Source organism: Desulfosporosinus burensis, from assembly GCF_054657535.1.
The window spans coordinates 346,328-371,590 of record NZ_BAAHYN010000004.1; the positions used below are offsets into that span (position 1 = coordinate 346,328).

At 42.6% G+C, this 25,263-nt stretch carries 23 protein-coding genes; 1 reads left to right on the top strand and 22 read right to left on the bottom strand.

Annotation, left to right across the window (positions count from 1 at the left end; translation table 11 throughout):
- Nucleotides 1–3: 3 nt before the first annotated feature.
- From ispF to ACYQ3Q_RS09125, 4 genes are all read right to left on the bottom strand, one after another.
- A complete protein-coding gene (ispF, locus tag ACYQ3Q_RS09110; RefSeq protein WP_459928247.1) occupies nucleotides 4–492 on the bottom strand; it encodes a 2-C-methyl-D-erythritol 2,4-cyclodiphosphate synthase in 489 nt (162 codons plus the stop codon).
- 168 nt (nucleotides 493–660) lie between these two features.
- Complete coding sequence (gene ispD, locus ACYQ3Q_RS09115; RefSeq protein ID WP_459928248.1) at nucleotides 661–1,374, bottom strand: 2-C-methyl-D-erythritol 4-phosphate cytidylyltransferase; 714 nt, start codon at nucleotides 1,372–1,374, stop codon at nucleotides 661–663.
- Nucleotides 1,367–2,536 (bottom strand): PIN/TRAM domain-containing protein, encoded by a 1,170-nt coding sequence (locus tag ACYQ3Q_RS09120; RefSeq protein ID WP_459928249.1) that lies wholly within the window; start codon nucleotides 2,534–2,536, stop codon nucleotides 1,367–1,369. Before ACYQ3Q_RS09120 ends, ispD begins: the two co-directional genes overlap by 8 nt.
- A gap of 399 nt (nucleotides 2,537–2,935) precedes the next feature.
- The gene (locus tag ACYQ3Q_RS09125; RefSeq protein ID WP_034140506.1) at nucleotides 2,936–3,412 is read right to left on the bottom strand and encodes a CarD family transcriptional regulator; all 477 of its coding nucleotides are present in this window, start codon (nucleotides 3,410–3,412) and stop codon (nucleotides 2,936–2,938) included.
- Nucleotides 3,413–3,594: 182 nt separating this feature from the next.
- On the opposite strand from ACYQ3Q_RS09125, the gene ACYQ3Q_RS09130 reads away from it, so the two are divergent.
- The gene (locus tag ACYQ3Q_RS09130; RefSeq protein ID WP_459928250.1) at nucleotides 3,595–3,987 is read left to right on the top strand and encodes a nucleoside triphosphate pyrophosphohydrolase family protein; all 393 of its coding nucleotides are present in this window, start codon (nucleotides 3,595–3,597) and stop codon (nucleotides 3,985–3,987) included.
- Nucleotides 3,988–4,100: 113 nt separating this feature from the next.
- Here the strand turns inward: ACYQ3Q_RS09130 and ACYQ3Q_RS09135 are convergent, their stop codons facing one another.
- The 18 genes from ACYQ3Q_RS09135 to ACYQ3Q_RS09220 form a co-directional block, all read right to left on the bottom strand.
- Nucleotides 4,101–4,274, bottom strand: coding sequence for a rubredoxin (locus ACYQ3Q_RS09135; protein WP_459928251.1), 174 nt, complete (start codon nucleotides 4,272–4,274; stop codon nucleotides 4,101–4,103).
- 271 nt (nucleotides 4,275–4,545) lie between these two features.
- Nucleotides 4,546–5,595 (bottom strand): MFS transporter, encoded by a 1,050-nt coding sequence (locus ACYQ3Q_RS09140; protein ID WP_459928326.1) that lies wholly within the window; start codon nucleotides 5,593–5,595, stop codon nucleotides 4,546–4,548.
- Between the two features lie 17 nt (nucleotides 5,596–5,612).
- Nucleotides 5,613–5,843, bottom strand: coding sequence for a hypothetical protein (locus ACYQ3Q_RS09145; protein ID WP_459928252.1), 231 nt, complete (start codon nucleotides 5,841–5,843; stop codon nucleotides 5,613–5,615).
- Entirely contained in the window at nucleotides 5,840–7,447 is a 1,608-nt protein-coding gene (locus ACYQ3Q_RS09150; RefSeq protein WP_459928253.1) for an aldehyde ferredoxin oxidoreductase N-terminal domain-containing protein, read from the bottom strand. Before ACYQ3Q_RS09150 ends, ACYQ3Q_RS09145 begins: the two co-directional genes overlap by 4 nt.
- Nucleotides 7,413–8,219 (bottom strand): ABC transporter ATP-binding protein, encoded by an 807-nt coding sequence (locus tag ACYQ3Q_RS09155; RefSeq protein WP_459928254.1) that lies wholly within the window; start codon nucleotides 8,217–8,219, stop codon nucleotides 7,413–7,415. Before ACYQ3Q_RS09155 ends, ACYQ3Q_RS09150 begins: the two co-directional genes overlap by 35 nt.
- A gap of 45 nt (nucleotides 8,220–8,264) precedes the next feature.
- On the bottom strand, nucleotides 8,265–8,894 hold the full coding sequence (locus ACYQ3Q_RS09160) for an ATP-binding cassette domain-containing protein (RefSeq protein WP_459928255.1): 630 nt from the start codon (nucleotides 8,892–8,894) through the stop codon (nucleotides 8,265–8,267).
- Nucleotides 8,894–9,700: an ABC transporter permease gene (locus ACYQ3Q_RS09165; RefSeq protein ID WP_459928256.1), complete on the bottom strand. Its 807-nt coding sequence runs from the start codon at nucleotides 9,698–9,700 to the stop codon at nucleotides 8,894–8,896. Before ACYQ3Q_RS09165 ends, ACYQ3Q_RS09160 begins: the two co-directional genes overlap by 1 nt.
- A 2-nt stretch (nucleotides 9,701–9,702) precedes the next feature.
- Nucleotides 9,703–10,656, bottom strand: a complete 954-nt coding sequence (locus ACYQ3Q_RS09170) for an ABC transporter permease (protein ID WP_459928257.1) — start codon at nucleotides 10,654–10,656, stop codon at nucleotides 9,703–9,705.
- 14 nt (nucleotides 10,657–10,670) lie between these two features.
- The gene (locus ACYQ3Q_RS09175) at nucleotides 10,671–12,299 is read right to left on the bottom strand and encodes an ABC transporter substrate-binding protein (protein ID WP_459928258.1); all 1,629 of its coding nucleotides are present in this window, start codon (nucleotides 12,297–12,299) and stop codon (nucleotides 10,671–10,673) included.
- 543 nt (nucleotides 12,300–12,842) lie between these two features.
- Complete coding sequence (locus tag ACYQ3Q_RS09180; protein WP_459928259.1) at nucleotides 12,843–13,610, bottom strand: hydrogenase iron-sulfur subunit; 768 nt, start codon at nucleotides 13,608–13,610, stop codon at nucleotides 12,843–12,845.
- Between the two features lie 14 nt (nucleotides 13,611–13,624).
- Nucleotides 13,625–16,753 (bottom strand): FAD-dependent oxidoreductase, encoded by a 3,129-nt coding sequence (locus tag ACYQ3Q_RS09185; protein WP_459928260.1) that lies wholly within the window; start codon nucleotides 16,751–16,753, stop codon nucleotides 13,625–13,627.
- Nucleotides 16,754–17,300: 547 nt separating this feature from the next.
- Nucleotides 17,301–17,780: a C-GCAxxG-C-C family protein gene (locus ACYQ3Q_RS09190; protein ID WP_459928261.1), complete on the bottom strand. Its 480-nt coding sequence runs from the start codon at nucleotides 17,778–17,780 to the stop codon at nucleotides 17,301–17,303.
- Nucleotides 17,781–17,874: 94 nt separating this feature from the next.
- Nucleotides 17,875–18,615 carry an acyl-CoA dehydratase activase gene (locus ACYQ3Q_RS09195; RefSeq protein WP_459928262.1) on the bottom strand — a complete coding sequence of 247 codons (741 nt, stop codon included), beginning with the start codon at nucleotides 18,613–18,615 and terminating at the stop codon, nucleotides 17,875–17,877.
- Nucleotides 18,612–19,880, bottom strand: a complete 1,269-nt coding sequence (locus ACYQ3Q_RS09200; protein ID WP_459928263.1) for a double-cubane-cluster-containing anaerobic reductase — start codon at nucleotides 19,878–19,880, stop codon at nucleotides 18,612–18,614. Before ACYQ3Q_RS09200 ends, ACYQ3Q_RS09195 begins: the two co-directional genes overlap by 4 nt.
- Nucleotides 19,881–19,908: 28 nt before the next feature.
- Nucleotides 19,909–20,247: a DsrE family protein gene (locus ACYQ3Q_RS09205; RefSeq protein ID WP_459928264.1), complete on the bottom strand. Its 339-nt coding sequence runs from the start codon at nucleotides 20,245–20,247 to the stop codon at nucleotides 19,909–19,911.
- A 296-nt stretch (nucleotides 20,248–20,543) separates the two neighbouring features.
- Nucleotides 20,544–20,726: a Spo0E family sporulation regulatory protein-aspartic acid phosphatase gene (locus tag ACYQ3Q_RS09210; RefSeq protein WP_459928265.1), complete on the bottom strand. Its 183-nt coding sequence runs from the start codon at nucleotides 20,724–20,726 to the stop codon at nucleotides 20,544–20,546.
- 418 nt (nucleotides 20,727–21,144) lie between these two features.
- Nucleotides 21,145–22,560, bottom strand: coding sequence for a DNA repair protein RadA (radA, locus tag ACYQ3Q_RS09215; protein WP_459928266.1), 1,416 nt, complete (start codon nucleotides 22,558–22,560; stop codon nucleotides 21,145–21,147).
- Between the two features lie 171 nt (nucleotides 22,561–22,731).
- Complete coding sequence (locus tag ACYQ3Q_RS09220) at nucleotides 22,732–25,176, bottom strand: ATP-dependent Clp protease ATP-binding subunit (RefSeq protein ID WP_459928267.1); 2,445 nt, start codon at nucleotides 25,174–25,176, stop codon at nucleotides 22,732–22,734.
- Nucleotides 25,177–25,263: the final 87 nt, after the last annotated feature.

A 25,263-nucleotide genomic window follows, 5' to 3' on the forward strand; every position in this document is an offset into this window, starting at 1 on the left:
AAATCATCCTCCAACCTTTTCTAAGCTTACAATGGCTTGAGCACCTACGCCTTCTTCTCTTCCAATAAATCCCAACCGTTCAGTTGTAGTTGCTTTCACAGAAATACAAGCTTCCTCTACGTTCATAGCGCGCGAAAGGTTATAGCGCATCTTTGAGATAAACGGAGCAAGTTTAGGTCGCTCTGCCATGATGATACTATCCATATTTCCGACGCGATAACCCTTTGCTTCAAGGAGTCCCATGACATGCTCCAATAAAGTGAGACTTGAAATACTACGATAGCGGGGATCATGATCTGGAAAATGCCCACCGATATCTCCTAAAGCCAAAGCCCCTAAAAGCGAATCCATGACCGCATGAATTAGAACATCCGCATCCGAATGTCCCAGTAAACCTTTTACATAAGGAATTTCCACCCCTCCAAGAATTAAAGGGCGCCCCTCTACCAGAGCATGTACATCATAACCGATTCCTACTTTAATACCTAACACCCCTCAATCGAGGCACGAAGCACGAAGCTCGAAGTTCGAACCTCAAAACCCGAAATCTAAGCATATCTCAAAACAAGGTCGGACCAAGCTTAGAAGTACGTGTTTCGCGCATTTATACCATCGTGTATCTTGTCTAAATGTCTCGCTCAAGCGGTAAGCGGTAGCTCATCACAGGTAGCGCCTTACGCTTCGAGCATCGCGCATCGATAAAATCCGTTCAGCCAACCACAAATCCTCGGGCGTTGTCAGCTTAATATTTTCCTGCAAACCCGCTACCACCTGCACGGGACATCCTATCCATTCTAGCAAAGATGCATCATCAGTACCATAGTAACCCGCAGAAAATGCCTTCCGGTGTGCTTCTTCCAATAGTTTACGGTCAAAGATTTGCGGGGTCTGAACAGCACATAAACTTTCACGTGGCAAAGTTTCAAGCACTTTACTCGATAAATCGATTTGTTTTACGGTATCCTTAACAGGAATCCCCATAATAGCAGCGCTGAACTCTTCCGTCTCGCTCAGAAATTTATGAAATGCTTGTAACGTCAAAAGGGGCCGCGCCCCGTCATGCACTACTACCCGTTGAATAGTAGGACTAAGAGCTTGAACCCCCGCACGAACCGAATCTTGGCGTAGTGCACCACCTTGACAAATGGCCCTAATTTTCTTAAACGAATGGTGATGCACTAGCTCTTCAATAACGGAAATATCACCTTCTGCCCCAACAATGACAATTTCCGATACATGACCCGAATCTTCAAAGAGTCTTATCGTATGAGCTAAAATCGGCTGTCCCATCAATTTCATAAATTGCTTGTTGCACCCGGCCCCCATCCGTTTGCCCTGACCGGCTGCAGGTATGACAATCCCGAGCTTAGCCAATCGCATTCACCTCATCCGTTGGACGAAGGCCCATCGGCTTTTTTTCTAAAGAGCTTTTAGGCTTAGCGAAAATCATCCGCCCAGCTGCCGTTTGAAGAACACTTGTCACTAAAACGACTACACTTTGCCCCATATAACGTCGGCCCATATCCACCACAATCATGGTTCCGTCATCCAGATAGGCTACACCTTGACCAGGTTCTTTTCCTTCTTTCATAACCTGGACTTGCATTTCCTCACCCGGTAAAACAATGGGTTTAAGGGCATTGGCTAACTCATTAATATTTAGAACCTTAACTCCTTGAAGTTCAGCCACTTTGTTCAGGTTATAGTCATTAGTTAGGAGAGGGGAACCTAAGACCTGTCCTAACCGGACCAGTTTGCTATCGACTTCATTTATATCATCGAAGTCTTGCTCATGAATATGGACTTTGATGACCGTTTCCTTCGAAATCTGATTGAGAATATCAAGCCCTCTACGCCCGCGATTTCGTTTAAGCAAATCCGAAGAATCCGCGATATGGCGAAGCTCTTCCAGCACAAAACTTGGAATAAGTAAGATTCCCTCAATAAAGCCTGTCTTGACAATATCCGCGATTCGGCCATCGATAATTACGCTGGTATCAAGAATCTTATAATTCACCAATTCTCGTGTACGGCCACCCTTTGCTTCCTTATTTTTTTCTGCTTTATCCGCCTTGTCTCCTCTGTCGCGAAATCTCGGAATAAAATTAAGAAAGCCTAATACATCCTCTTTACGCTTCAGTCCAATCGTTAAACCCAAATAACCTAAGAAGAGGCTTAAAAGGACTGCTAACAGTGGTCCGAAGAATGTAATACTAACAAAAGAATTACTGAATAAACTTGCAATAATAAGTCCAATAATCCCCCCGATGGCTGCGCTCATCAGATCATGTGTGGGGACTCTAGTTAAGCGAAAATCCATCCAACGCATTAATGCTATAAAAGAACGGATACTTACCGGAGCCACTAAAAAACCCAAGATAGCAAATAAGATTGTCATTACTGCGTAAGTCCAAACAGGTGATAAACTCCCTCCAAGTGTTTGTAAGAAATCAAGGCGTATAAGAACATAGTTAAGATAAAACCCAACCGCCCCTAATAATAAGGTGATGATCCCGCGTATTAAATTGCGAATCATCTTTTCACCTCCTTTATAACTTATTCTGACTAAAAGTCTTTCCAATTATACTCCGAGCTTCATTATTTTTCAACCTAAGGTAAATAAATCCTTTTATCTTTGGTAAACCATGAGTATAAAACCCTTGAACTGGTCTCAACTACCTGTTACTTGCCATCACGACACCTTGCCATCCATGGCGGTGTTCTAATCTCGAAACATCCTCGTTAGAGTCATGGCGATGCTCTAATCTCAAACACCTTGTTCGAGTCATGGCGATGCTCTAACTTCGAATATCCTTGTTCGGGTCTTGACTTGCGCACTAATCTTTAACTTCTTTGTGTGATGCATTAAGCCGATTCTGGAGTTCAACAAGATTTCATTAATTTAAGGGAAGGGCTAGAACAACCTAAGAAAATTTTAAACCAAGGCTGTCGAAAGCCATTGCCTGACCGCAGCCTCTTCAGAACCCTCAGTTAAAACGAGTTCACTGATTAAGATTTGACAGGCATTTTCGTACATCTTCTTTTCTCCAGTAGAAAGGCCTTTTTCGTGATCTCTTTGAGAAAGACTACGAACGACATTAGCAACTTCAAAAATATTTCCGCTCTTTATCTTCTCTAAGTTCGCACGATAGCGACGATTCCACGCTAAGGTTGCTGCTGTATCTTTGGTCCTTAGCACCTCCAACACATCTTTAACCATCGCAGGAGAAATCACTTGCCGCAAACCAAGATTTTCCACGTTGCTCAGAGGAATGAATAATTTCATGTTCCCCACTGGTAAATGCATGACATAGTATTGGCGTATTTCACCTAGAACTTCCCGTTCTTCAATCGATTCAATAATTCCGGCACCGTGCATCGGATATACTACTTTGTCACCAACTTTAAACATTCAGCCACCCCCTTAACTACCATTATAGCAAGGAACATTGCCCGGGTCAAAATTTTAAAATTATATCACACAGTCTTTAGGCTGTCAATTTACCTTTTTTAACCTTAATTCTGTTTAAAATTGACAACAGACCAACCGTCTCGTTATAATAGAGATGGCAGAAAGGAGTGAGGATAGCACTTATGGAGCAACTCACTGACCAATTCCAAAGCACAGTAAAATCTCTGTTGATCCGACATCAAAGCATTCTCGATATCATGTCAAAAGGGCAAGAAACCTCCGCGCGTGTTAACCGAGCTGTTGTCAAATCCGTGACAAGCTGTGGTTGCCATGCCATAAATGCCCATAAGAAATTCTTGCCTGCTGATGCAAGCCTTGCTGATTTAAAAGAACTCTTGGACAGTCAGCTTGAAGGAAACGTTTGCGATAATTGCCGAGACATCATAGAAGCAGAATTAGGTAAGCAACTCTTTTATATGGCCGCTCTGTCCAACGCCTTGGACATCTCACTGACCGATGTCCTTGAGCAAGAATACAAAAAACTTCAGACTTTAACGATTTTCAATTTGACGTAAGTCATTACCCACTCAATTTAATATTTCTTGAGTAATTAAGCTCCTGCATGGCAGGAGCTTTTATATTATTACCTTTATCCACGAATTCTAGTAGTTGTGAAAGAGGGACATCTTTACACGGGTTTGAACATTTTTTTACCAACTCCACACAACGGGCATCTCCAAGTATCCGGCAATTCCTCAAAAGGAACATCCTTTGGTATTTTACTTTTTTTACAGCCCTTTTCTGAGTTAAAAATATATCCACAGTTTTGAGTTTGACATTGATACATTTTGCTTTCGCTCATTTTTTGGCTCACCTCCTAATTTATTTTACCATTAATTAGTATGGATTCCAATTAGCTAACAATAATAATTCAAAGACATGAAGGCCACTCGCCCCCCCTTCAGGGCTATTATCCAATTGCTCATATGAAACCTTTAACAGTGGAATATTCAAAAAAACCAGCGCGTCTAAATACGTTCTGGCAGAGCTACATTTACCTATTTGAGCGCCAGTACTCATTGGGAGCCGCTAGCCCGAATATTAATGAACTCTTATGTTTTTTACAAATACGTTCAATATAGAAACAATCCTAATACACAGAAAGCTGCTATGTCTGGTCGTAAATGAAAACTTATAAATGCACTATATCCCATTCCTGATAAAGCAATGCCAATCGCAATTCCGGCATTGCGTGAAAGAACATTTATGCTTGCTGCCATAGCAGCAAATTCGTTAGGCACACTTTGCATAATCATTTTATTATTGGCAGGGTTAAAAATGCCTACTCCCGAGCCTAGAATTAGATTCCCCATAATTAGAATCCAATTCAATTTAAGGTAGACTCCTATAAGGAGTGTCATCATGCCGAATAGCACTAACATTATACCCATTGATGTGATTTTTTGAGTTCCTAATTTATCCGCTAAAAATCCGCTATAATATGAAACAGCTACTATTGAAACGGCCATAGTAGCTAGAACCATACCTGAGTACGCGGAAGAGTAAGTAAAAACATCATGAAAATAAAAAGGTAAAACTACTGTAACTGCCATCATAATGGCGTAGATCAATCCAGACTGCATATTTGCCTGGAGAAAATTTTTTCGTCCCCAAATCTTTGGATTTAAGACAGGATTCAAACTTTCTCTTTGACTGTTTCTGAAAAAATAGAATAAAGAAATAGCCCCTACTAAAGCTAAAAGAGCGAACGACGGATACCTGCTCTTCACAAGATAAAAACAGCTAAAAAACGCAAATACACCAAGAATACTCAAAACTGACCCTTTTAAATCAAACGACGCTATTGGTTTTTGATCTTCTTTTTTTAATAGTTTCATAGCCAACACCCCGGCTAAAGCACCTATCGGGGTTATTAAGAAAAAAATTGCACGCCAACCCCACATTGTGGCAATAGCTCCTCCTACAACTGGACCTATAATACTTGCAACGGATGTGGCAGTAAATATAATTCCAAACGCTCTTCCCTTCACCTTGTTACTGAAGTGGGTATTTATCAAGGCCATACCGTTTGCCATGAACATAGCAGCACCAATCCCCTGAATTATCCGGAAAAGAATGAGAATAAAAATATTAGGAGAAAAGGCAGCTGCCAGGCTGCCCATCGAAAACAAAGTAACCCCTATACTAAAAACGTATTTTCTGCCAATCGATGCGAGAGATAGGCAAAAAACAACAATAAACTGCAGATAGCGAAAACATAAGAAGACGACACGAATTGGACCGTACCCAGATCAGTTTCAAATTCCTTGGCTAATAGTGGCAGACATATATTTAACACGTTATTGTCCAATGCTGCAGAAAAAGCGCCTAGAGCCATTGGTAGAATCGCAATGGATAATTTATCCTTCATTCATGCACGCCCTTGCCAAAATACCTATGGAGAACCTTCACGAATTCCGGTATTCCTTTTTGCAGACTTAATAACTTGGCTATTTTTTCATAGTCCTCCTCAACCTTAAGACAATGGACAGCATACTCAATCAGATTCTTTGCCTCAACCTTACGCCCTGTTTTAGAATGAAACAAAACAGCGAGTAGGTCCATGGCCTCACGACTTTCAATAATCGCAAAAGAGGTAAAAAGACAGAAGCCAAGGTTTTCTAAGGTCAGCATATTGGCATATAGATATTGTTTGTCCTCTAAATCCTCACACCCTGTAACTTTAAAGCTGAGCTTTATATTAAAGCTATGTTCCTCAGCGATGGAAGGTTGGGTAACCATGGGCAACAACTCGGTGTGGTCTTGATAAAGACGATATAATCCTTCCGTCCTGGAAGCTAAAATTCTTCCAAGATTGGTTAACTCTTTAACTTCGTTCAGAGCCGCTAATAATTCTATTTTACCTACCTTGATATCCTTGATTTTGTAATATAACGCGCAACAAAATAGAAACTCGACTGAATCAATCCCTTGTTCAAAGGCTATTCTATTAAACCTCGAGGCAAATTCAGCGTCTTCTATGCCAAAATCCTCAAGCGCTGCCGAAACCTCACTCTCAGCTGGGGATGAAAACAACGTTTCTTTGGCATGTACATGACGGTTTAGGCAGCCTACGACACACAACGGGGCACAAGTACGGTTGATTCTGCGACTACCCTCTTTAGACGGATTAACACTCTGGTCCTCTGATATTATCTTACTCTGTGGAGTCGCTTTGATCGAACTTAGATTTAACTCATTACTCTTCATCATTTTCATTAAGGTGATTGAACCATAAGCAGGTAAAGCTCCCCCACATACCGGATGATCGATAATTATTCTGGCCAGACTTTTAGAAGCTTTTTCCATTTCATCCACATTCACTACCCTGCTGGTAAAGTTAGATTTTGTCGTGACTGCCACTGCTTTTAAGCCTTTTGAGCCAAAAATATCTCCCATACCACCACGTGCACAGTTAAAGAGGGGATTTCCCTCTGGATAGGTAGTGAACACAGAAGCAATCGGTAATAAATGTTCACCGGCAGAGCCAATCCCGATTGCCGCTGTGTCCTTTCCCCTACCGATATTGTTCCTAATATAGCTAATCGTCTCTGATATTTCTCTTTCCTTAAGACAAGGGACTTTTAGGATCTGCGCTCCAGCTTCATCGAAACTTAAAACGGCTGGAACATCTACATCTTCTAGATTTTTACCCTTAATCACTATAGATACAATACCCAAACAAGCCATTTTCTGTGAAAATGGCCCCGCTAAGTTTAGGTATTGTATTCCAGAATCCTGTGCTTTCTTCGCGGCAATAATCAGTCTTCCAGTACTTGGTGCAAAAGTTCCTGTGAGGAGCCCAGGCACCAGAATAAGACTATTTTCCGCACTATGTCTCCCTACATGAGGAGGCAAGTTTTCCTTGACAAGGTAGGAAGCCAGTCCTCTGCCATAATATTGACTGAGGGCGTCACTATATTCCTTTTCTTCCACTGTTTCAGTCGTGAGATTTACGTACACTATCCTGCTCAAAGTCAGTTCTCCCTTCAATATTTAACATGCACTCCAAATATTGACGTGTATATTCCTCTTTGGGCGAGGTTAAAACCTCTTCTCTCGGCCCGGCTTCAACAATTTTTCCTTGATGAAGGACATATATGAATGTGCACAAATCAAACAAAGTATTTTTGTTATAAGTCACAATAATAAAGCTAATCCCAAGCAGTTTGTTTAATCTTCGAAAGATTGAACTCATTTCCTTCGCAGAACTTTCGTCGAGCATAGAAGTACTTTCATCAGCGATAATGATTTGGGGACGTGTAATCAAGGCACGGGCTATGGCGATTTTTTGCCTTTGCCCACCACTAAGGCTCTTTATTTTCCGGTTCATAAATTCTTCCACAGAAAGCCCTGCTAAAACAAGTGCTTCTTTAGGCTCCAAGTAATCTCTATGATTTCGTTTACATAGTCTTGCTGGTTCAGACAGGGTGCTTATAACCGTTGCTTCATCCGCCATGGAGGCGTAAGGATCCTGAAAAACATACTGAATAGAAGCACATGCTTCAAAACTGCGCTTTCTAAGTCGTCCTACCTCTTTTCCCATAAAAAACACACTGCCTAAATCTGTCGTTTCTAAACCAATTAAGATTCTGCAAAGCGTTGTTTTGCCCCCGCCGCTCTCACCGATCAGAGCAATAATACCGCCTTCATCTACCTTAAGATTTATTCCACTCAGGATTGCCTGGCGCCCAAAAGGGGTATCAAACGATTTAGTTAAGTTCGTCCCTCTTAAAATTTCAGACATTTCACCCTCCTGATAGAGTTCAGCTCTACCCAATTGAGCCTCATGCTATAGCTCAATCACCTTGTCAGCGATACTAGTTGCAAACCCCAAATGATGAGACACAACGATTAGGCCCGTCCCCTCATGTTTCCGCTCTTTAAGAAAATTCAAGGTCTTATCTAAGGTCATAAAATCCAAGGCGGAGGAAGGTTCATCCAAGATAAAAAGCTGAGGCTGCTTGATAAATCCCATTAGAATGACCACTCTTTGCTTCATTCCACCACTAATCTGAAAAGGGTATAAACGACTGATCTCTTTTGCTAAGCCTAGTCCTTGAAAAAATAAATCAAGTCTTGAGTCAGGTACCTTGCAGCTTCTTTTAACTAGCTCAATCTGTTCCCCTATTGTTAATGCTGGGTTTAAGCCGTTTTGGGCATATTGCGGCATATAACTGATCGCTTGATACCGCTCCCTCCCCCAGGCCCGAATATCCTTCCCCATTAGTTCAGCAAGGTCGTATTCCATAATGCCTGTAAAAGAATGACTAAAAAGGGCATTTAACAACGTTGTCTTACCACACCCGGTCTTTCCCATAATCGCCAGACACATACCCTTATCCAACTCAAGTCTTGGATAACTCCACCAGGGAGAATTACTACAATACCTTGCTTTAAACTTATTAACGTTCAAAATCATTACTTTTCACTTCTAACTTCATCAACGTTATAGGCAATCCTTGAAATAGCCACCACGAAGGTCAGAATACAAAGGATCGGTGGTAAAAGGTACCAAAGATAAATATCTCCACTGAAAATTCCTTCATAATCCAAAGCATTCCGCATAATACGCCCCCACGATTTGGCCAGAGGGTCTCCTATCCCAAAAAAGGCCAAGGTGGATTCATACACAGCTGCTTTACCACACTGGAAAACAAACATCGTGGCAACTGCAGGATACAATTCTCGCCACATTTTAAGAATAATATCTAAGATGTTGCCTTTTAAAAGCAGGGTGTATTGAACCTTTTCCAGCTCAATAACACTTAGAGCTTTAGCTCTAATAATCCTAGTGATTTTACTCCAGGAAAAAAATGCAATCGCCAAAATGCTATTATAGACCATTGGCTTTACAATAGCCGTAACAAAAAGCAAAACAACAATTTCCGGGACAAGAATAAACACTTCCGTAATCCTAACAATAATCCGATCGACCAAGCCTTTATAATAAGCAGCTATGGTCGCCAGGACTGTCCCGATCAAAGTTGCCAAAACTGCCGCAGTGAAGGCAATTCCAATAGATATCCTAAAGCCGACGAGGAGCATGGATAAAATATCATGGCCCATTTCATCGGTTCCCAAAAGATGATCTAGGGATGGGGGCATTAACGATTGAAAACTAAAATCACCCGCATCATAGGGAGAAATTAACGGATACGTTAATCCTATCAGAGCCATTACTAATATGATGATCCAGGATCCTTTATTTGAATGAAAGATATTCATGGCTACACCCTCGGGTTTAACTTTTTGATGATTAGTTCAAAGATTAAATTAATAACGATTCCGTACACACCCGTGACGAGCAGAATACCCTGCAAGAGCGGGTAGTCCCTGCTATAGGCGGCGGTCTTGAGCAGGGTTCCGATACCCGGATATGAAAATACTACTTCGACAAATAAGACTCCCGAGATAGCGTAGAGAAACTGAATATTTATCTTGCTCAGAATCTCGGGTAAGGTGTTCTTTAAGATGTACTTATAATTAATAACGTGCCCTTGAATATTAAAATACTGGGCCATTTCCACAAACGGTTGGTTCTTGGTTCTAGAACAGGTATTATAGGTCAAGATAAAAATTGGAGGCAGTTCAGCCAACACAAGTACCCATAAGGGTAAAATAGCATGCCCTATTACATCCAGTATCCAACCAGGGTCACTAACGCCGATTCCTGGAGTGTATGCTCCACTCGAAGGAAACAGGTCAAACTTATAACTTAACAACATTTGCATAACGATAGCTATTACAATAACTGGCACAGAGTTTAGTCCAGTAAAAACGTTCAGCCAAACTGCTCTTTTTCTAGCCTTTCTAACCGCATAAAATAAGCCTAAAGGTATTCCTATACTGGATGAAATTCCAATGGATACAAAGGACAAGAAAATTGTCCAACCCAAGCACCCCGTCAATAAATCAGCAACAGGCAGTTTATAATGGAAGGACCTCCCCAGATCAAAATTCAAGAGATCTTTGAGATACAACAAAAACTGCTCTGGTACAGGTTTGTCTGGGTGATAGTATTGGACAAAGGAGTTAAAGCTATCTTCCGGCATCGCGGTATTGAGCACATACATATCCGAATGGGAAAAAAAGAAAGGACTACCCGGGATTAACCTGGGCAGTAAAAAACTTATTGAAGCTACCAGAACTATATAAATGATCGTCTTCTTTAGAATCTTCATCATTGATCCCCGTACTATTTCCACTGTCCCTTAATATAGACCAGCTTGTTTTGTGTCGTGGGCACAGCGATAGCGACCCCGTCTTTCGTGAAAAACCAGCCGTCAAATTTATTCTGATTATAAGCAAACGTAATTTTCCTATAATACAGGGTTAACGTCGGGAGTTCCTCGGCAATGATTTCTTGAAGCTCGGCAACCTTTTGGTAGCGCTTAGAGTGATCATTTTCCCGTAACTGCTCAGTAAAGAGTTGATCAAATTGATCGTTAGACCAACCTTTTCCGCCCTGAGTTGTTATTTTGGGCGTAGACCCTTGAGTAACTTTTTCCGAAGCAAATCTGGCAAGCAGCACCGGATCTCCACCAAAGGAACCATGCCCATTGAGAGCTAACTGAAATTTCCCTTCCTTCATTAAGGAATCTAGGCTCTGCCCATCCATGGCTTTAACATTTATTTCAATCCCCGCAGCAGAACAATAATTTTTAATCATTTCCGCTTCATTGACCCGATCATCTGTGACGATGAATTCGTACTCCATGGATCTACCCTGGAAATCCCTCGTGCCATCTTGATTGACGTCCTTCATCCCCGCAGCATCCAAGAGTTGTTTCGCTTTTTCGGGACTAAATTCATACTGCTTTACATCTTTAGAATACCATTCGGAATCGGGATGAATATGCCCAGGATTGCCCGCTACGGTACTTTTTTTAGTCGCTTTTTCGACCAACTCTTGACGGTTGATGGCGTAATATAAAGCCTGTCTCAGCTCACGTTGGTTAAACTCTGGTACTCCAAAGTTAAAATATATCCTGCCAACCCACAGACCGGGTCCTTCGATTACTTTAAACTTTCCGTCCTTTTGAAGCTGGATGGCCTCGCCGTATTTCGTTTTCTGTGCAACATCAAGTTCGCCCTTTTCAAGAGCTTCTTTCGGATTTTGGCTAGGACTAAAAACGAGCTTATCGACAACCGGCTCACCATAGAAATAAGCTTTATTGGCCTTATAAATATAAGTACCTGCTGCTTTGTCGTAGCTCGTTAACGTGAAGGGTCCTGAACCGATTACCGCGTCTGTAGTATCGAATTTTTGAGGTTCTTTGATATCCTGCCAAATATGCTTAGGCATAATAGGTACGTTTCCGGCCACATCAGTGATGAAGGGCGCATAAACCTGATTAAGGCTGATTTGGACCGTGGATCCGTCAATCACCTTGGTTTGGTCAATCATGTTTAGATAGACCCAAGGGTGAGGATGTTGTTTGATATAATCGAACGAAAACTTGACATCTTCAGCAGTGAGTGGCTTGCCATCCGTAAATTTTGCATTTTTAACAAGGTTAAAGGTCCATGTCTTCTGATCAGGAGTCACCTCCCACTTTTCTGCTAGCAGAGGAATAACCCCTTTTTCATCTTTCCAAGTCAAGGTGTCAAAAATAAAGCTCATCATTAAATAGCCTCTACCACGTGAGGATACAGTGTATACAGAAGGATAACCCAGGTTTTCTTCATCCATACGTAATACTTTTTCTTCAGCTGCTTTAGGTTCAGATTTTTTTTGAACTGTGTTTGTTGAACAGGCCATGGTAAATAGAGATAATAATATAACAATAAATATAGCAGCAAGGTTTCGTGAAGTTTTTCCCAATTAGATTCACTCTCCCATTCTTACGATTATTCTCACTATAAGTTCTGCTTATAAAATAGCTACCTTAGATTATGTACAATTTTATCCAAGGCATTTGGCATTTTTCTCCTTTCTATTATCTACCATTTAATTATATTATATATTGTCATAAGTGTGAATGTATGTACTATAATAATAGATTGGTTATGCATCCACATGAAATCAAACCATCCAAATAGTAATAGAGCAACTTCAACGAAGGCTTTCTAGTCGACGCTTCATAAATCCTGGAGGTTTGCTCATGAAATCTGTTAACACTACAACGCAGTCCTAGAGTCTGTCACTTGGGTAATTAAGAGCCTGTACAGGACATGCTTACACAACGGGGGCTGTCATCATGACCATCACATAGGTCGCATTTGACAGCCACTTTGCGTATAGGGTCACGTTAGATTGATCAAAAAAATACAATGACCTTATCAAAACATTTTTTCCCTAATAGTGCCATGACCTCAAAAAGGCCAGCCCAAACGGTCCGCCAAAAAGCTCGATGCCGCCCTCTCTTTACGCGAGAGCAAAGCGCTTCCGGCTTTCCTCGTACCTAACTAATCCTTGCCTTGACGAACTATTAAGGTGCCTTGATACTTCAGACGGGGTCAGGCCTAAAACCTTCGCGATCTCTCCGGTTGTAAGGGGTCCTTCCCGCAAGAGTGAGATAATTTGGCTTATTGCCAATTTTTCTACAACTGTTTCATCAAACAGCCTGTTGAACTCGTCACTGGTAAAAAATTTATGATACTCTTCATCCGATTTAAAACGCACTCTCAGTCTCTCCATGTCTACCAGCTTAATGTAGGGGACTAAGCGTGTAACTGCTTCAAGTTTAGACTTTAAGGCATTTTCGTCTATTCCTTCGCCTTGACCAAGAGGTCCTAACTTCTCTATTTTCATGCTGAATTCATTCATAATATTGGCGAATCGGATTCCTTCACCGGCAGATACCCATTCAATTCTTAATCTTTCGGGGTTCACCCCTATGTGCTTTAGTATTTTTTTACATAGAAGCACCATCCTTATTGCATCGTAATTTCCTTCAGTATTATAATGGCAGTCACTAAGATGACAACCGCCGATAAACACCCCGTCTTCTCCATTTGAGAAGGCTCGAAGTATATGTGCCATTTCGACTCTGCCGGAGCACATCACCCTTATAAGCCTTATATAAGGGGGATATTGAAAACGTGAAACTCCAGCAAGGTCTGCCCCTCCATAGCAGCACCAATTGCATATCATACCTAAGATCCTTGGTTTAAACGCAAGTTCTGCACTCATTCTATCTCACCCCCTTAGTTGACTGCTTTCTCCATTAGTGGACTTTCAACAAGTCTGGGAACCGCCGCGTCAATTTGGCTCATGAGCTCGTCATTGGTATAGTGCTTTAGTGAAATTGCCCCTGTTGGACACTTTGCGTTACACAGACCATCTCCCTTACAGAGAACAGAATTAACCACAGCCTTTCTGCCTTGTGGTGTATCATGAAACTCTATGGCACCATACGTGCACGCTGCAATACATGCTCCACACGAAATACAGTTACTCTCATTCACCTCGCAAACAGAGCCGGAAGCTACGACAGTATCATGGGAGAGAAGCGTTAAGACCCTACCTGCAGCTCCATAAGCCTGGCTAATCGTTTCCGATATATGCTTGGGATAGTGAGCTATCCCACATAGGTAAATGCCGTCTGTGCTAAAGTCAACAGGTCTTAGTTTGACATGGGCTTCCTGAAAGAAACCATCTAGACTAGAATTCACCTTGAATAACTTGGTTGCTTCCTGACTTCCCGCTGACGGAATAATGGCGGCAGCTAAAGCGAGCACATCCGCATCTATTTCCAGCTTCTTACCTAAAACAAGATCGGTCACGCTAACCCTTAAGACACTCCGGCCATCCTCATCAACAGCTGCATCCACCTGAGGTTCATCCTGCGGCTCATAGCGGATGAACCTTACATCCTTACTGGCCGCTTCCCTGTAATAATCCTCTTTGAACCCATAGGTTCTTATATCCCTAAACAGAATGTAGATATCCATCTGGGGCTTTAGCTCTTTTAGTTTCAGAGCATTCTTTATTGACTCGCTACAACATATCCGACTACAGTAGTTTCTGTCTTCATTTCTACAGCCTACGCATTGGATCATCACCAAACTCTCGGAGTTATGCAGCCTTTCATCTCCTTTGGCGATTTTACCCTCCAACTCCAAGTGGGTCATTACCCTATCATCTTCACCATAAAGGTATTCGGTGGGTTGGTATACTTCAGCGCCTGTAGCCAGAATGGTTGCTCCGTGTTTTACCTCTGTGAGCCTTCCTTTAGACTTCACCTTGGTTACGAAATTTCCCACAAAGCCGCCAGTCTCTGCGATGGTAGCATCAGTATAGACATGGATTAAGCGGTGCTGATAAACCTTGCGTATGACCTCACGCAAATACTCTTGAACATCCAGCCCTTCCAGTGTGTAATGGATTCTTCGCGCCATTCCCCCCAAGTCTGTATCCTTTTCCACCAAGTAAACCTCATGTCCCTGGTTGGCCACGCTCAGAGCACTGGTCAGTCCGGCCAAGCCACCGCCGACCACTAAGGCCGCCTTGTTGACGGGCAGATCAAATTCCTGCAAGGGCTCCAAACGGCAAGCTCGGGCTACCGACATTCGGATAATATCTTGAGCCTTTTGGGTGGCCTTCTCCTTTTCTTTCGAGTGAACCCAGGAGCAATGTTCTCTAATATTAGCCATGTCGTAGAAATATTGGTTAATTTCTGCTTCCCGAAGCGTGTCCCTGAAGAGCGGCTCATGTGTCCTAGGGGTACAGGCGGCGACAACCACGCGATTGAGCCCTTTTTCCTGAATCGATTTTGACAGTTTCGCGGCAGCTTCAGTAGAACATATAAAGAGGCTGTCTTCAGCGTGTACAACATTGGGTAACGTCAGCGCATATTGAACTGTTGAAGGAACATCTACTATTCTTCCGATATTCGCTCCACAATGACATACGTAGACACCCACCCTAGGCTCCTCTTCTGAGGTATCTCTTTCCGGTGGATATATCCTTGCTTTGGCCAGATCCCCTCGCCGGTAGTCAAGGAGTTCACCACATTGAGAACCTGCCCCACTGGCGGTCACCACTGACTCGGGGATATCTACAGGACCTTGGAAGGCTCCGCTTATGAAAATTCCCGGGCGAGAGGTCTCCATAGGATTAACAGGATTGGTTTTACAGAATCCGTGAGAATTGAGCTCGATGCCGAACTTATTTGCCAAGCCCACCACATCCGCAGGAGGGTTCAATCCCACAGATAATACCACCATATCGAATTCTTCCTCTTTTACTCCATCCTCAAAAGTAGAATACCTTATCGTTACATTCTTGCTTTCCGGGATCTCTTTTCCTATTGATACGTAGCTTCTGACAAATCGAATCCCGGGAAGTTTCTCTGTTCTTTGGTAGAATCGCTCAAAATCCTTGCCATAGGAACGTATATCGTTATGGAATATCGTACACTCTGCCCCATCGTCATGGTCTTTTGTCAAAATCACCTGTTTCTGGGTATACGTGCAACATACGCCTGAACAATAGCTGTTGCCGCCCTGGATAACCGTTCTGGAACCGACGCAGTGAATCCAGGCTATTTTATGGGGATGCTTCTTATCGGAAGCACGCAGTATCTCCCCTTCGTGTGGTCCGGTGGCACATAATAGCCGTTCATAGTCAAGACTGGTTACCACGTTCTCGTACTTTCCGTAGCCATAGTCGTTCTTCAACTTAGGATCAAATGGCTCAAAGCCCGGAGACAGAAGTATCGCCCCTACTTTTACTTCTACCTTCTCCGCCGTTTGATTAAAATCTATGGCGTTAGACTTACAGACTGATTGGCAAATAGTACATTTCTTTTCTTTAAGGAAAAGGCAACTTTCATCTATATACGATACAAGGGGAATTGCTTGAGCGAAGTATATATGGATAGCTTTATTCTTCGAAATCTCTTGATTAAATTGATCAGGGGACTTGACCGGGCAGTATTCTACACAGACAGTACAACCCGTGCATTTACTTTCTATAACATATCTGGGCTTTTTAATCAGCGTTACCTTGAAGTCTCCCGCTTCCCCTTCTACACTGTCAACTTCAGTATAGGTCATGATCTCGATATTGGGATGCCTGTTACATTCAGAAAACTTAGGAGATTCAATGCACATGGAGCAATCATTCGTGGGAAAGGTCTTGTCCAGCTGGGACATCTTGCCGCCAATGGTCGGTGATTTATCAATTAGGTAGACCTTGAAACCTGCAGTGGCAAGATCAAGAGAAGCCTGAATACCGCTGATCCCTCCACCGACAACCATAACATCTCCAAAATTACTACCTACCAGACTTTTAACAAGTTGTCCTTCAATTCTTTCTAGTTCATTTTCCATTTCTCTCCACCCTCATCAGTAATTGGGGACATTCCTCCAACCTCAAAGACAGGCTTCAAATAGAGGTGTGTCCCCTTTCCTTTATTGCCCGAACTGTTCGGGTTCGATCGGATCAGCCGCACAAATTTGTTGAACAGCGTAAGAATTTTGCACACATATTTCTTTATATCCCTCCAGTTTCTTTAAATTTCATTTCGTATAACTTATCATAACGTATAACTTATATTCAAGCATAACTTATTTGTAATGCAATTAACATGCCATTATCATAATTCGAAACCTCATTTTTTAGCTCATCGGTTAAAAGCTATGTTTAACTGTCTAAAATTACTGCTCAACGGTAAAACTCTTATAATATTTAACTTTATTATAGAATTGGTCGTTCTTGAAACGATAAATACCACTGCAAGATTGCAGTGGTATTTATCGTTATAGACATTAAGGCTGCTTGAACAAAGTTTTACTAAGTCGGTATCGCATCGCCACGATGCAATTCCGACTTAGTGTTTCTATGCTAAATAAAATCAAACATCAATTTTCAGTTTCTTCATGTCTCACTTGCTAAGGATTGGATTTTTTCTTTAAGCGCCTCATCATCGAGCAATTTATCTGCTACCCAGGCCGCAACTTCCCCGGTAATTTTCACACAGTGCGCTTTTCTTTCAGGAGAGTCGAAGACTAAATCTTTAGTAATCACCCGGCAACAAGTACTCTTATATGATTTTTTAATATGGTCATGTAGTTCAGCCGCGACAGGAAACATTCTACTGTTCATTGCATTGCCGGGATCCCTGCCGTAGACCATCCCTAATGCCATTACTCCACCACTGATAGCTCCACAAACACACCCAGACCTACCGATTCCGACCGGGAAACCGGCGGCCAATCGGACAATTGAACGATCAAAGGGCCAGCCAAGAAATTCATTGAGGGTATGAATCACGGATTCGGAACAATAAAATTCACCTCTTTGGAAACACCCTCCCGCCTTTGTTCTTACGTCAGCAAGGATTTTTTCTCTTTCCATTATATTGTTACCTCCCAAATTTCATTGATAGTATACGAGTATGTTTATCTAACAAATAGCACTTGCTAACTTCAACAAGTGCTATTCTCAGTTATTATGCAAGTAATGCCGCACCTAAAGCAGCGGTTAATTCAGGCTCTGGTGGTATGACGATCTTCCCCTTTAATTCCTGTTCGAGGAAGCGGACAAGGAGGGTATAATGAGCGCCTCCTCCTGTGAAAATTAAAGATTCAGAATGTCCGACAGACTCGACAAAATTAGCGAGACGTTTAGCCGTACTTTTGAAGAGGCCTGCAATCACCTCAGGTTTTGGAATTCCTTTAGCAAGCATGGTGATGACTTCAGATTCTGCAAAAACCGTGCACATGGAATTGATGGGCATTGGCTTAGCCTCTGCGGCTAACTCCAGCTCCTCGGAAGTTAGATCTAATCCTTTGAGGATAACATCCAAAAAGCGCCCGGTTCCGGCAGCACACTTGTCATTCATGATAAACTGAACAATTTTTCCTTCTGCGCTTTTCTTAATAACCTTGGCGTCTTGTCCTCCTAAATCCAAGATGTAGGTATGATCCGGGAAATAAGCGTGACAACCTCTGCCTTGACAGGAGATTTCCGTAATAACCCTTCCTTCGGGAAAGTTTACCCGCCCATACCCTGTGACCACGAGTTTTTCGGGTTTTTCTCCGTGTTCTTCGACGTAGGACTTTAAAAGGGTGATACCCGCTTGCACAGAATCGAAACGGGAGGGTATGACTTTGCTGTATACCCGTTCCCCGTTTTCTAACACGACCAACTTTGTATTAACCGAGCCGAGATCTAACCCTGCTTGCTTCATGCACGAATCATCTCGATTAAAGCCTCAATCCGGGTCAAGAGTTGTCCCTGATCTTCTTCGGAAAAATCACTTTCCAGCCGCAAGAAGGGAATCTTTTTCTTCTCCATTTCTTTGCCCACAAAATAACTTTCTACACCATAGGGCTGACAGAACTGAAGAGTAAAATCAATCACGGCATCTGCTTTTAAGGTTTCAGCCATGAAAGTTATATCTTCCATACGTCCTTGATTCGGGGTAAAGCAAGCACAATTCACCTTTAAGGGGCGCTTAGCAATATTGGCGAGCATATCCGATACGTTATCTGCAGGCTCGGTGACATCCTTATAATAGCGTTCTCCCGTGCAGGTTTCCTCCCCGACAACGACAGCCCCAGCTTGTTCGATTAAGGCATGAAGTTTCCAAGCTGGAAGCGGTTGCGGCGTTCCCGTCACCAGAATCCTGGGTGCATCAGCAGGAGCAACTCCAATCCCCTCTTTGACCCGCACATCAAGTTCGTCACACAGCGCATTGACTTGAGCAGCGAAGCGAACTGGATCGTCAAAGAAGGAGAGTTGATTGATTAAGAGGACATCTAAGCCGTGAATAGGAGCTGGGTTATGTTTTCTTAAGTTGGCTAACCTTTGAAGCGCTTGGCGTTTATTGTTAATCGTCTGAATTCCCTGAGTAAGATTCTCGGTGGTTAAATCCACCTTGGTCTCGCGTTCGATGAAGGAAGCAAATTCACGTACTTCTTCTTCCCAAAGACGGGCGTCCTTGGAGTCTTTCTTTTGCGGGAGGTCCATCACATAGGTCGGAATATGTTCATTGAGAATCTCCCAGGCCTTCTTCTTCCCGTCACAGGTCGTCTCCCCGATGACCCAATCCGAAACTTGAAAATACGGGCAAATCCGGTCTAGTTTAAAGCCCATGGTCGATTTAATCAATGGACAGAGGTTGCGAGGCAAGACTTTTTCCCCCGAAGAAACTGTATACTGGGCCCCAGCACATAAGCCGATGCTGGCACTCCCTGTCGCAACAACAATTTCCTCCGGAACATAGACGCAAAAGGTCGAGAACACCTTAGCGCCAGCTTCTCTCTTAGCATAGAGTTCATGCACACGAATTCCATGCACATCTCCGACTACTGCATCAAAATACCCCATCGCGTTGGGGCGATTGGGTCGATCCAAAAACAAGCTCGTAAAAATCGCTGGTACAGGGGCCAAAAAATCATCGTGTTTCTCTAAATCCATACCTAGGGCTGTCCATAATTCTCTGTTATCCATTCTTTTATCCTCCTCGTTTCTCTACAAATTAGATATGTATCACTTTATCGCTTTCATGCATAACAGCGATAATCTCAGGCATAGTGGAAACCTCTCCAACTTCGATCTTATCCTTGATACCGTAATAATCTAGACAGGTCACACATGCCAACAGAGTAACACCCGACTCCTCTGCTAAAATCTTCAGGGCATCAACAGCAGAAAACTCTGGTAACAAAAGCTGCACCCCTTTTTCGAGAAAAAGAATATGGGACGGTTTCTCAGCCGCCACCAAGAGCTTCAAAAAGAAACTGTGCATCAGGCGTTTGCCCAATTCCAAGTCTTGATGGCCTATGGTATCTGAGCTGATAAAGTAGGTAAAGGACATTGAATTCTTCCCTCCAATTATAATAGTTTTCTTATTTTATATTATCACTAAATACATATGTGCGAAAGAGCTAACTTTAACATTATGACCCACTCTTTAGTTTTTTTCCACTATTTATTAAACTAGCAAAGACAATAAATTATTTATAGAAAATTAAGAAAACTTGGCTGGCGCCAAGCTTCAGCGCAGGCGGCCGCCTTAGTTGCACTTATGCTTACCAGAAATTTATACTTTCTGATAGTACAAAAAAAGTCCGGAATAATTCCGGACTACATTGTGGCATAGCTATCATTTCATTATTTAGTTCCTTTGTGTTTGCTCAAACTATAAACTTCATTCAATAGTTTGTCCAACTCACGGCTAGATGTAACTACTTCTTCAGAAGTCAGCTCTTTACATAAGGCAAGTTTATTTAGTTGATCGCGTTTCGTTTCAACGGCATTTAGTAAATCTAATAACTCCAGTAAATCGTCCCTCATTAAATCACCTTCCTCAACTTCCAGTAAGCTAAAACACAAAAGCTTAGTGAAATAAGGTTAATCCGCTTTAATGAAATAAGACACTTGGGAATAACATTATGATATTACGGAAAATGCCAATATAGATTGAAAGCACAACAACTATGTTTTAATCATCACCTCTAAGAATTCGCAAATAATTTATATTCTTTATTTAGTTATATTATAATTTTGTCTAATTAGCAAGAGATTATAATCCATAAATCCGTGGTATTTTGTAGATATATGGAAGATTTTCTTTCATTGCTAGGCAAAGTCAGGTATCAGGTTGAACAAGGGTGCGCAAGAAAATCTTAATCTCTTGCTTATTACTATCCGTACAAAAGGAGCCGGCAGAAGCTAAGAGACTCCTAGCCAGCATACCCTATACGAATGCATCTTAAATATCTTCACTAATTGGAAATTCGATTTCAGTCTTAGCTCCAGTCTTCATTTTTAAATCCAGAATAACCTCATACAAAGTGTTAAGCTCTATGATTTCAAGATTTTTATATCTTGAAGAATCTCTTAGAGAATTTTTTGCTATGTAGACACGTTTGAAACCCATTCTGTCTATTTCTCGGATGCGCGCCTCGATCGAAGGGACCTTTTTTAGTTCTCCAGTAAGCCCGACATCCGCCACAAACACGGTATCATTGGGAATCGCTTTGTCTTTCACAGATGAAACTATACACATGATAATGGCTAAGCTTACAGATTGTTCTTTGAGTTGAAGACCACCTGTTGTTTTGATAACCACATTTTTATCGTAGAGGTTAATCTTGCCTCTTTGCTCCAGAATAGAAATCAGGGTGTTTAATTGATCTCTTCTCAAACACTCCGCAATTCTTGACGGATAGGGAGTGAACGACTTCGATACAAGGCTTTCGACTTCTACAATAATAGGTCGTGTCCCCTCTTTGATCACGGTCAAGGCGCTTCCCGAAACCGTCTGTCCCGCTCCCCTTTGAGTCATAAAGAACTCAGACGGGTTATCAATGGATAACATCCCTTGTTCAGTCATCGAGAAAAACCCGATTTCTCCTGTACTTCCGAATCGATTCTTCGAACACCAAGCGCCCCTCAATTCTTCGCCATTTTCTCCATTGAGAATTAACACCGCGTCGACCAGATGCTCTAGCGCTCGAAGTCCTGCGATTTCATCGTCTTTCGTCATTTGCCCCACCATGATCACAGCTCTGGGGCGGCTGTTATTTTTGGCTATTTTTAAGAGTTCGTTGGCACACTCCATTGTTTGAATGGGCGAACCAGGCCGGGAATTATGTTCTTCAAGGGTGAACGTCTGAATACTGTCGATAATAATCAAATCTGGGTCAAGCTCCTCAATTGAGGCCAGAACATGGTTCATACTTGTATCAGAGTAGATCCAGATGTTACTCTTGCTTCCATTCAGAATTCGATCTGACCTACTTTTAATTTGACTATCACTCTCTTCGGCTGAAGCATATAGAACCTTGTAGCCCTTATTGGCAACATCATCGGCTACTTGTAAAAGCAAGGTTGATTTTCCTGCTCCAGGCCTTGCTGTCAAGATAATGATAGAATCCTTGACGATGCCTCCACCCAGTACTCGGTTAAATTCACTAATGCCTGTCACAATTCTATCGCTATTTCCAGCTAAGACCTCAGATAGCCTCTTCGGGGAAGTCTTTCTTTTACTCGGTGATGACGTCGTTTTAGGTTGACTCTCTGATTCTTCAAATGTGTTCCATTCCTCGCAGTTTTGACACTTTCCTAACCATTTTGGACTTTCGGACCCGCAATTAGAACATCTATATACTACCTTAGTCTTCATGCATACAACGCCCCATCCCCGAAGGGGCAATTCATGAATCGAACGATCATCAATTGCCCCTAAAAATTATAGTAATCCTCAATCCATTGCTATGGATTATTTTGAAATCCAATTTATTTTCCAGGATGCTCGGAATTACCGTAGGGGCAATTCGCAAATCCCTACAACTGTTTAAAGCTTAGAAAATTTCATTTTTCCATCTTCTGCTTCTACACGAATCCGATCTCCGCTTCTGAATTCTCGTTCGAGTATTTTTTCCGAAAGAGCATCTTCGATTAAGCGCTGAATGGCCCGACGGAGGGGTCGCGCTCCAAAAATAGGATCATTTCCCTCTTTGGCAATCAATGCAATAGCACTCTTCTCAACCTGAAGTTCCAGGCCATTTTCACTCAAACGTTTATTGACCTGATTAATCAATAGTTCAGAGATCTTCAATAAATGTTCTTCTTGGAGGGAATGGAAGACCACTAGCTCGTCAATCCGATTTAGGAACTCTGGACGGAAGGATCGTTTTAGCTCTTCCATTACATATCCACGCATATTTTTATAATCCGTTTTTTCATCTTTCTTGGCTGCAAAGCCCATAGCTTCTTTCTTGAGGAAGGAAGAACCAACATTGGAGGTCATGATTATGACAGTATTTCGAAAATCTACAGTCCGTCCCTTAGTGTCCGTTAAGCGCCCATCTTCTAGAACTTGGAGTAAAATATTGAAAGCCTCAGGATGCGCCTTTTCGATTTCATCTAACAAAATGACACTATAGGGTTTTCGTCTTACTGCTTCTGTGAGCTGACCTCCTTCATCATGTCCAACATATCCCGGAGGTGCTCCTACAAGTCGAGAAACTGCATGCTTCTCCATATATTCCGACATATCAATGCGAATCAGAGCCTTTTCATCCCCGAACATCCCCTCAGCTAAAGCACGACCAAGCTCGGTTTTCCCGACCCCTGTAGGTCCGAGGAAAATGAAGGAACCTATTGGACGCTTCGGATCCTTCAACCCTGCCCGCGCTCGGCGTACTGCCCGGGCCACCGCAGTGACTGCATCCTCCTGCCCAATGAGTCGTTGATGAAGGACATCCTCCAAATGCAAAAGGCGTTCACTTTCTTCTTCAGCTAGTTTTTTGACGGGTATTCCCGTCCAGCTCGCTACGATCTGAGCGATGTCATCCCCTGTAACCATGGCGTTTTCTTTATACCGCTTATCTTGCCACGCTCCTCGAAGGTCAGCAAGCTCGGCCCGCAGTTTTTGTTCCTGATCACGAAATTCAGCAGCTTTCTCAAATTCCTGGCTGGAAACAGCCGCTTCCTTTTCTTTCTTTAATCGTTCAGTTTCTTCCTCAAGCAGTTTCAAATCAGGTGGTGCCGTAAAACTAGCCAGTCTAACACGTGAAGCTGCTTCATCCATCAAATCAATAGCCTTATCTGGTAAGAAGCGATCCGAAATATAACGATCAGATAGTCGAGCCGCCGCTTCAATCGCCTCATCCGTAATCTTCACTCGGTGATGAGCTTCGTAACGATCCCTTAAACCAGTGAGAATCTTTATTGCTTCCTCGGCAGTTGGCTCACCGATCTTGATGGGTTGAAAACGTCGTTCTAATGCTGAATCCTTCTCAATGTATTTACGGTATTCATCTAAGGTTGTCGCCCCAATACATTGAAGCTCACCCCTCGCTAGGGCGGGTTTTAGAATATTCGCAGCATCGATTGCGCCTTCTGCAGCTCCTGCCCCGATCAAAGTATGCAATTCATCAATAAAGAGAATGATGTTTCCATCTACTCGGATTTCCTCCATGACTTTCTTTAAACGCTCTTCAAACTCGCCACGGTATTTACTTCCAGCCACCATGGCCGAAAGATCTAAAGTGATAACCCGTTTATTTAACAGTATTTCAGGTACTCTATTACTGATAATCCCCTGTGCCAATCCTTCAGCTATGGCTGTTTTACCGACGCCAGGCTCCCCTATTAGGGCAGGATTATTCTTAGTTCGGCGGCTTAGGACCTGAATAACCCGTTCGATCTCCTTTTCTCGTCCAATTACCGGATCTAACCGTCCTTCGCGAGCTTGCAGTGTTAAGTCACGACCATACTCGTTGAGCGCTGGTGTATTGACAGATCCACCACCTTTATTAGAAGACGAAACTGAATTAGCTGCAGGCAATGTCGCTTCTTCCAATTCTCCACCTAAAAGTTTCACCACTTGTTTCCAAACTCTTTCGGGACCCACGTTGAGATTTGCTAAGATTCGAGCAGCAATTCCCTCCCCTTCCATAATTAGACCCAAAAGCAGATGTTCTGTGCCAATATAATTAACTTCTTGACGGTGTGTCTCCTCATTAGCTAACTCCAGAACTTTTTTAACTCGCGGTGTGAGTCCCACCTCTCCGCTAAAAGGTTGACCCACTCCTGCAATTTGTTCAACCTGACTTTGAATTTTTACAAGATCCAAGCCCAATCCTGTTAAGGCCTGGGCGGCAATCCCTTCCCCTTCTTGAATCAGTCCCAGTAAAATGTGTTCGGTTCCTACTACCTGATGTCCCATCCGTTTAGCTTCACTATGGGCAATCGCTATAACTTTCTGAGCACGTTCTGTATAACGTCCTTTCATTATTCCTTCATCCTTCCTTTAATCGATGCTCGAGGTTCGAACTTGATTGAAAGCGAAGCTTTCATACGTGCTTCGCGCCGTGAGTAT

Excerpts from the sequence above, each read along its gene's own strand:
- ACYQ3Q_RS09120 (WP_459928249.1), bottom strand. The coding sequence starts at position 2,536 with ATGATTCGCAATTTAATACGCGGGATCATCACCTTATTATTAGGGGCG.
- ACYQ3Q_RS09125 (WP_034140506.1), bottom strand. The coding sequence starts at position 3,412 with ATGTTTAAAGTTGGTGACAAAGTAGTATATCCGATGCACGGTGCCGGA.
- ACYQ3Q_RS09130 (WP_459928250.1), top strand. The coding sequence starts at position 3,595 with ATGGAGCAACTCACTGACCAATTCCAAAGCACAGTAAAATCTCTGTTG.
- ACYQ3Q_RS09135 (WP_459928251.1), bottom strand. The coding sequence starts at position 4,274 with ATGAGCGAAAGCAAAATGTATCAATGTCAAACTCAAAACTGTGGATAT.
- ACYQ3Q_RS09140 (WP_459928326.1), bottom strand. The coding sequence starts at position 5,595 with ATGGGCAGCCTGGCAGCTGCCTTTTCTCCTAATATTTTTATTCTCATT.
- ACYQ3Q_RS09145 (WP_459928252.1), bottom strand. The coding sequence starts at position 5,843 with ATGAAGGATAAATTATCCATTGCGATTCTACCAATGGCTCTAGGCGCT.
- ACYQ3Q_RS09155 (WP_459928254.1), bottom strand. The coding sequence starts at position 8,219 with ATGTCTGAAATTTTAAGAGGGACGAACTTAACTAAATCGTTTGATACC.
- ACYQ3Q_RS09160 (WP_459928255.1), bottom strand. The coding sequence starts at position 8,894 with ATGATTTTGAACGTTAATAAGTTTAAAGCAAGGTATTGTAGTAATTCT.
- ACYQ3Q_RS09165 (WP_459928256.1), bottom strand. The coding sequence starts at position 9,700 with ATGAATATCTTTCATTCAAATAAAGGATCCTGGATCATCATATTAGTA.
- ACYQ3Q_RS09170 (WP_459928257.1), bottom strand. The coding sequence starts at position 10,656 with ATGAAGATTCTAAAGAAGACGATCATTTATATAGTTCTGGTAGCTTCA.
- ACYQ3Q_RS09180 (WP_459928259.1), bottom strand. The coding sequence starts at position 13,610 with ATGAGTGCAGAACTTGCGTTTAAACCAAGGATCTTAGGTATGATATGC.
- ACYQ3Q_RS09185 (WP_459928260.1), bottom strand. The coding sequence starts at position 16,753 with ATGGAAAATGAACTAGAAAGAATTGAAGGACAACTTGTTAAAAGTCTG.
- ACYQ3Q_RS09190 (WP_459928261.1), bottom strand. The coding sequence starts at position 17,780 with ATGGAAAGAGAAAAAATCCTTGCTGACGTAAGAACAAAGGCGGGAGGG.
- ACYQ3Q_RS09195 (WP_459928262.1), bottom strand. The coding sequence starts at position 18,615 with ATGAAGCAAGCAGGGTTAGATCTCGGCTCGGTTAATACAAAGTTGGTC.
- ACYQ3Q_RS09200 (WP_459928263.1), bottom strand. The coding sequence starts at position 19,880 with ATGGATAACAGAGAATTATGGACAGCCCTAGGTATGGATTTAGAGAAA.
- ACYQ3Q_RS09205 (WP_459928264.1), bottom strand. The coding sequence starts at position 20,247 with ATGTCCTTTACCTACTTTATCAGCTCAGATACCATAGGCCATCAAGAC.
- ACYQ3Q_RS09210 (WP_459928265.1), bottom strand. The coding sequence starts at position 20,726 with ATGAGGGACGATTTACTGGAGTTATTAGATTTACTAAATGCCGTTGAA.
- radA (WP_459928266.1), bottom strand. The coding sequence starts at position 22,560 with ATGAAGACTAAGGTAGTATATAGATGTTCTAATTGCGGGTCCGAAAGT.
- ACYQ3Q_RS09220 (WP_459928267.1), bottom strand. The coding sequence starts at position 25,176 with ATGAAAGGACGTTATACAGAACGTGCTCAGAAAGTTATAGCGATTGCC.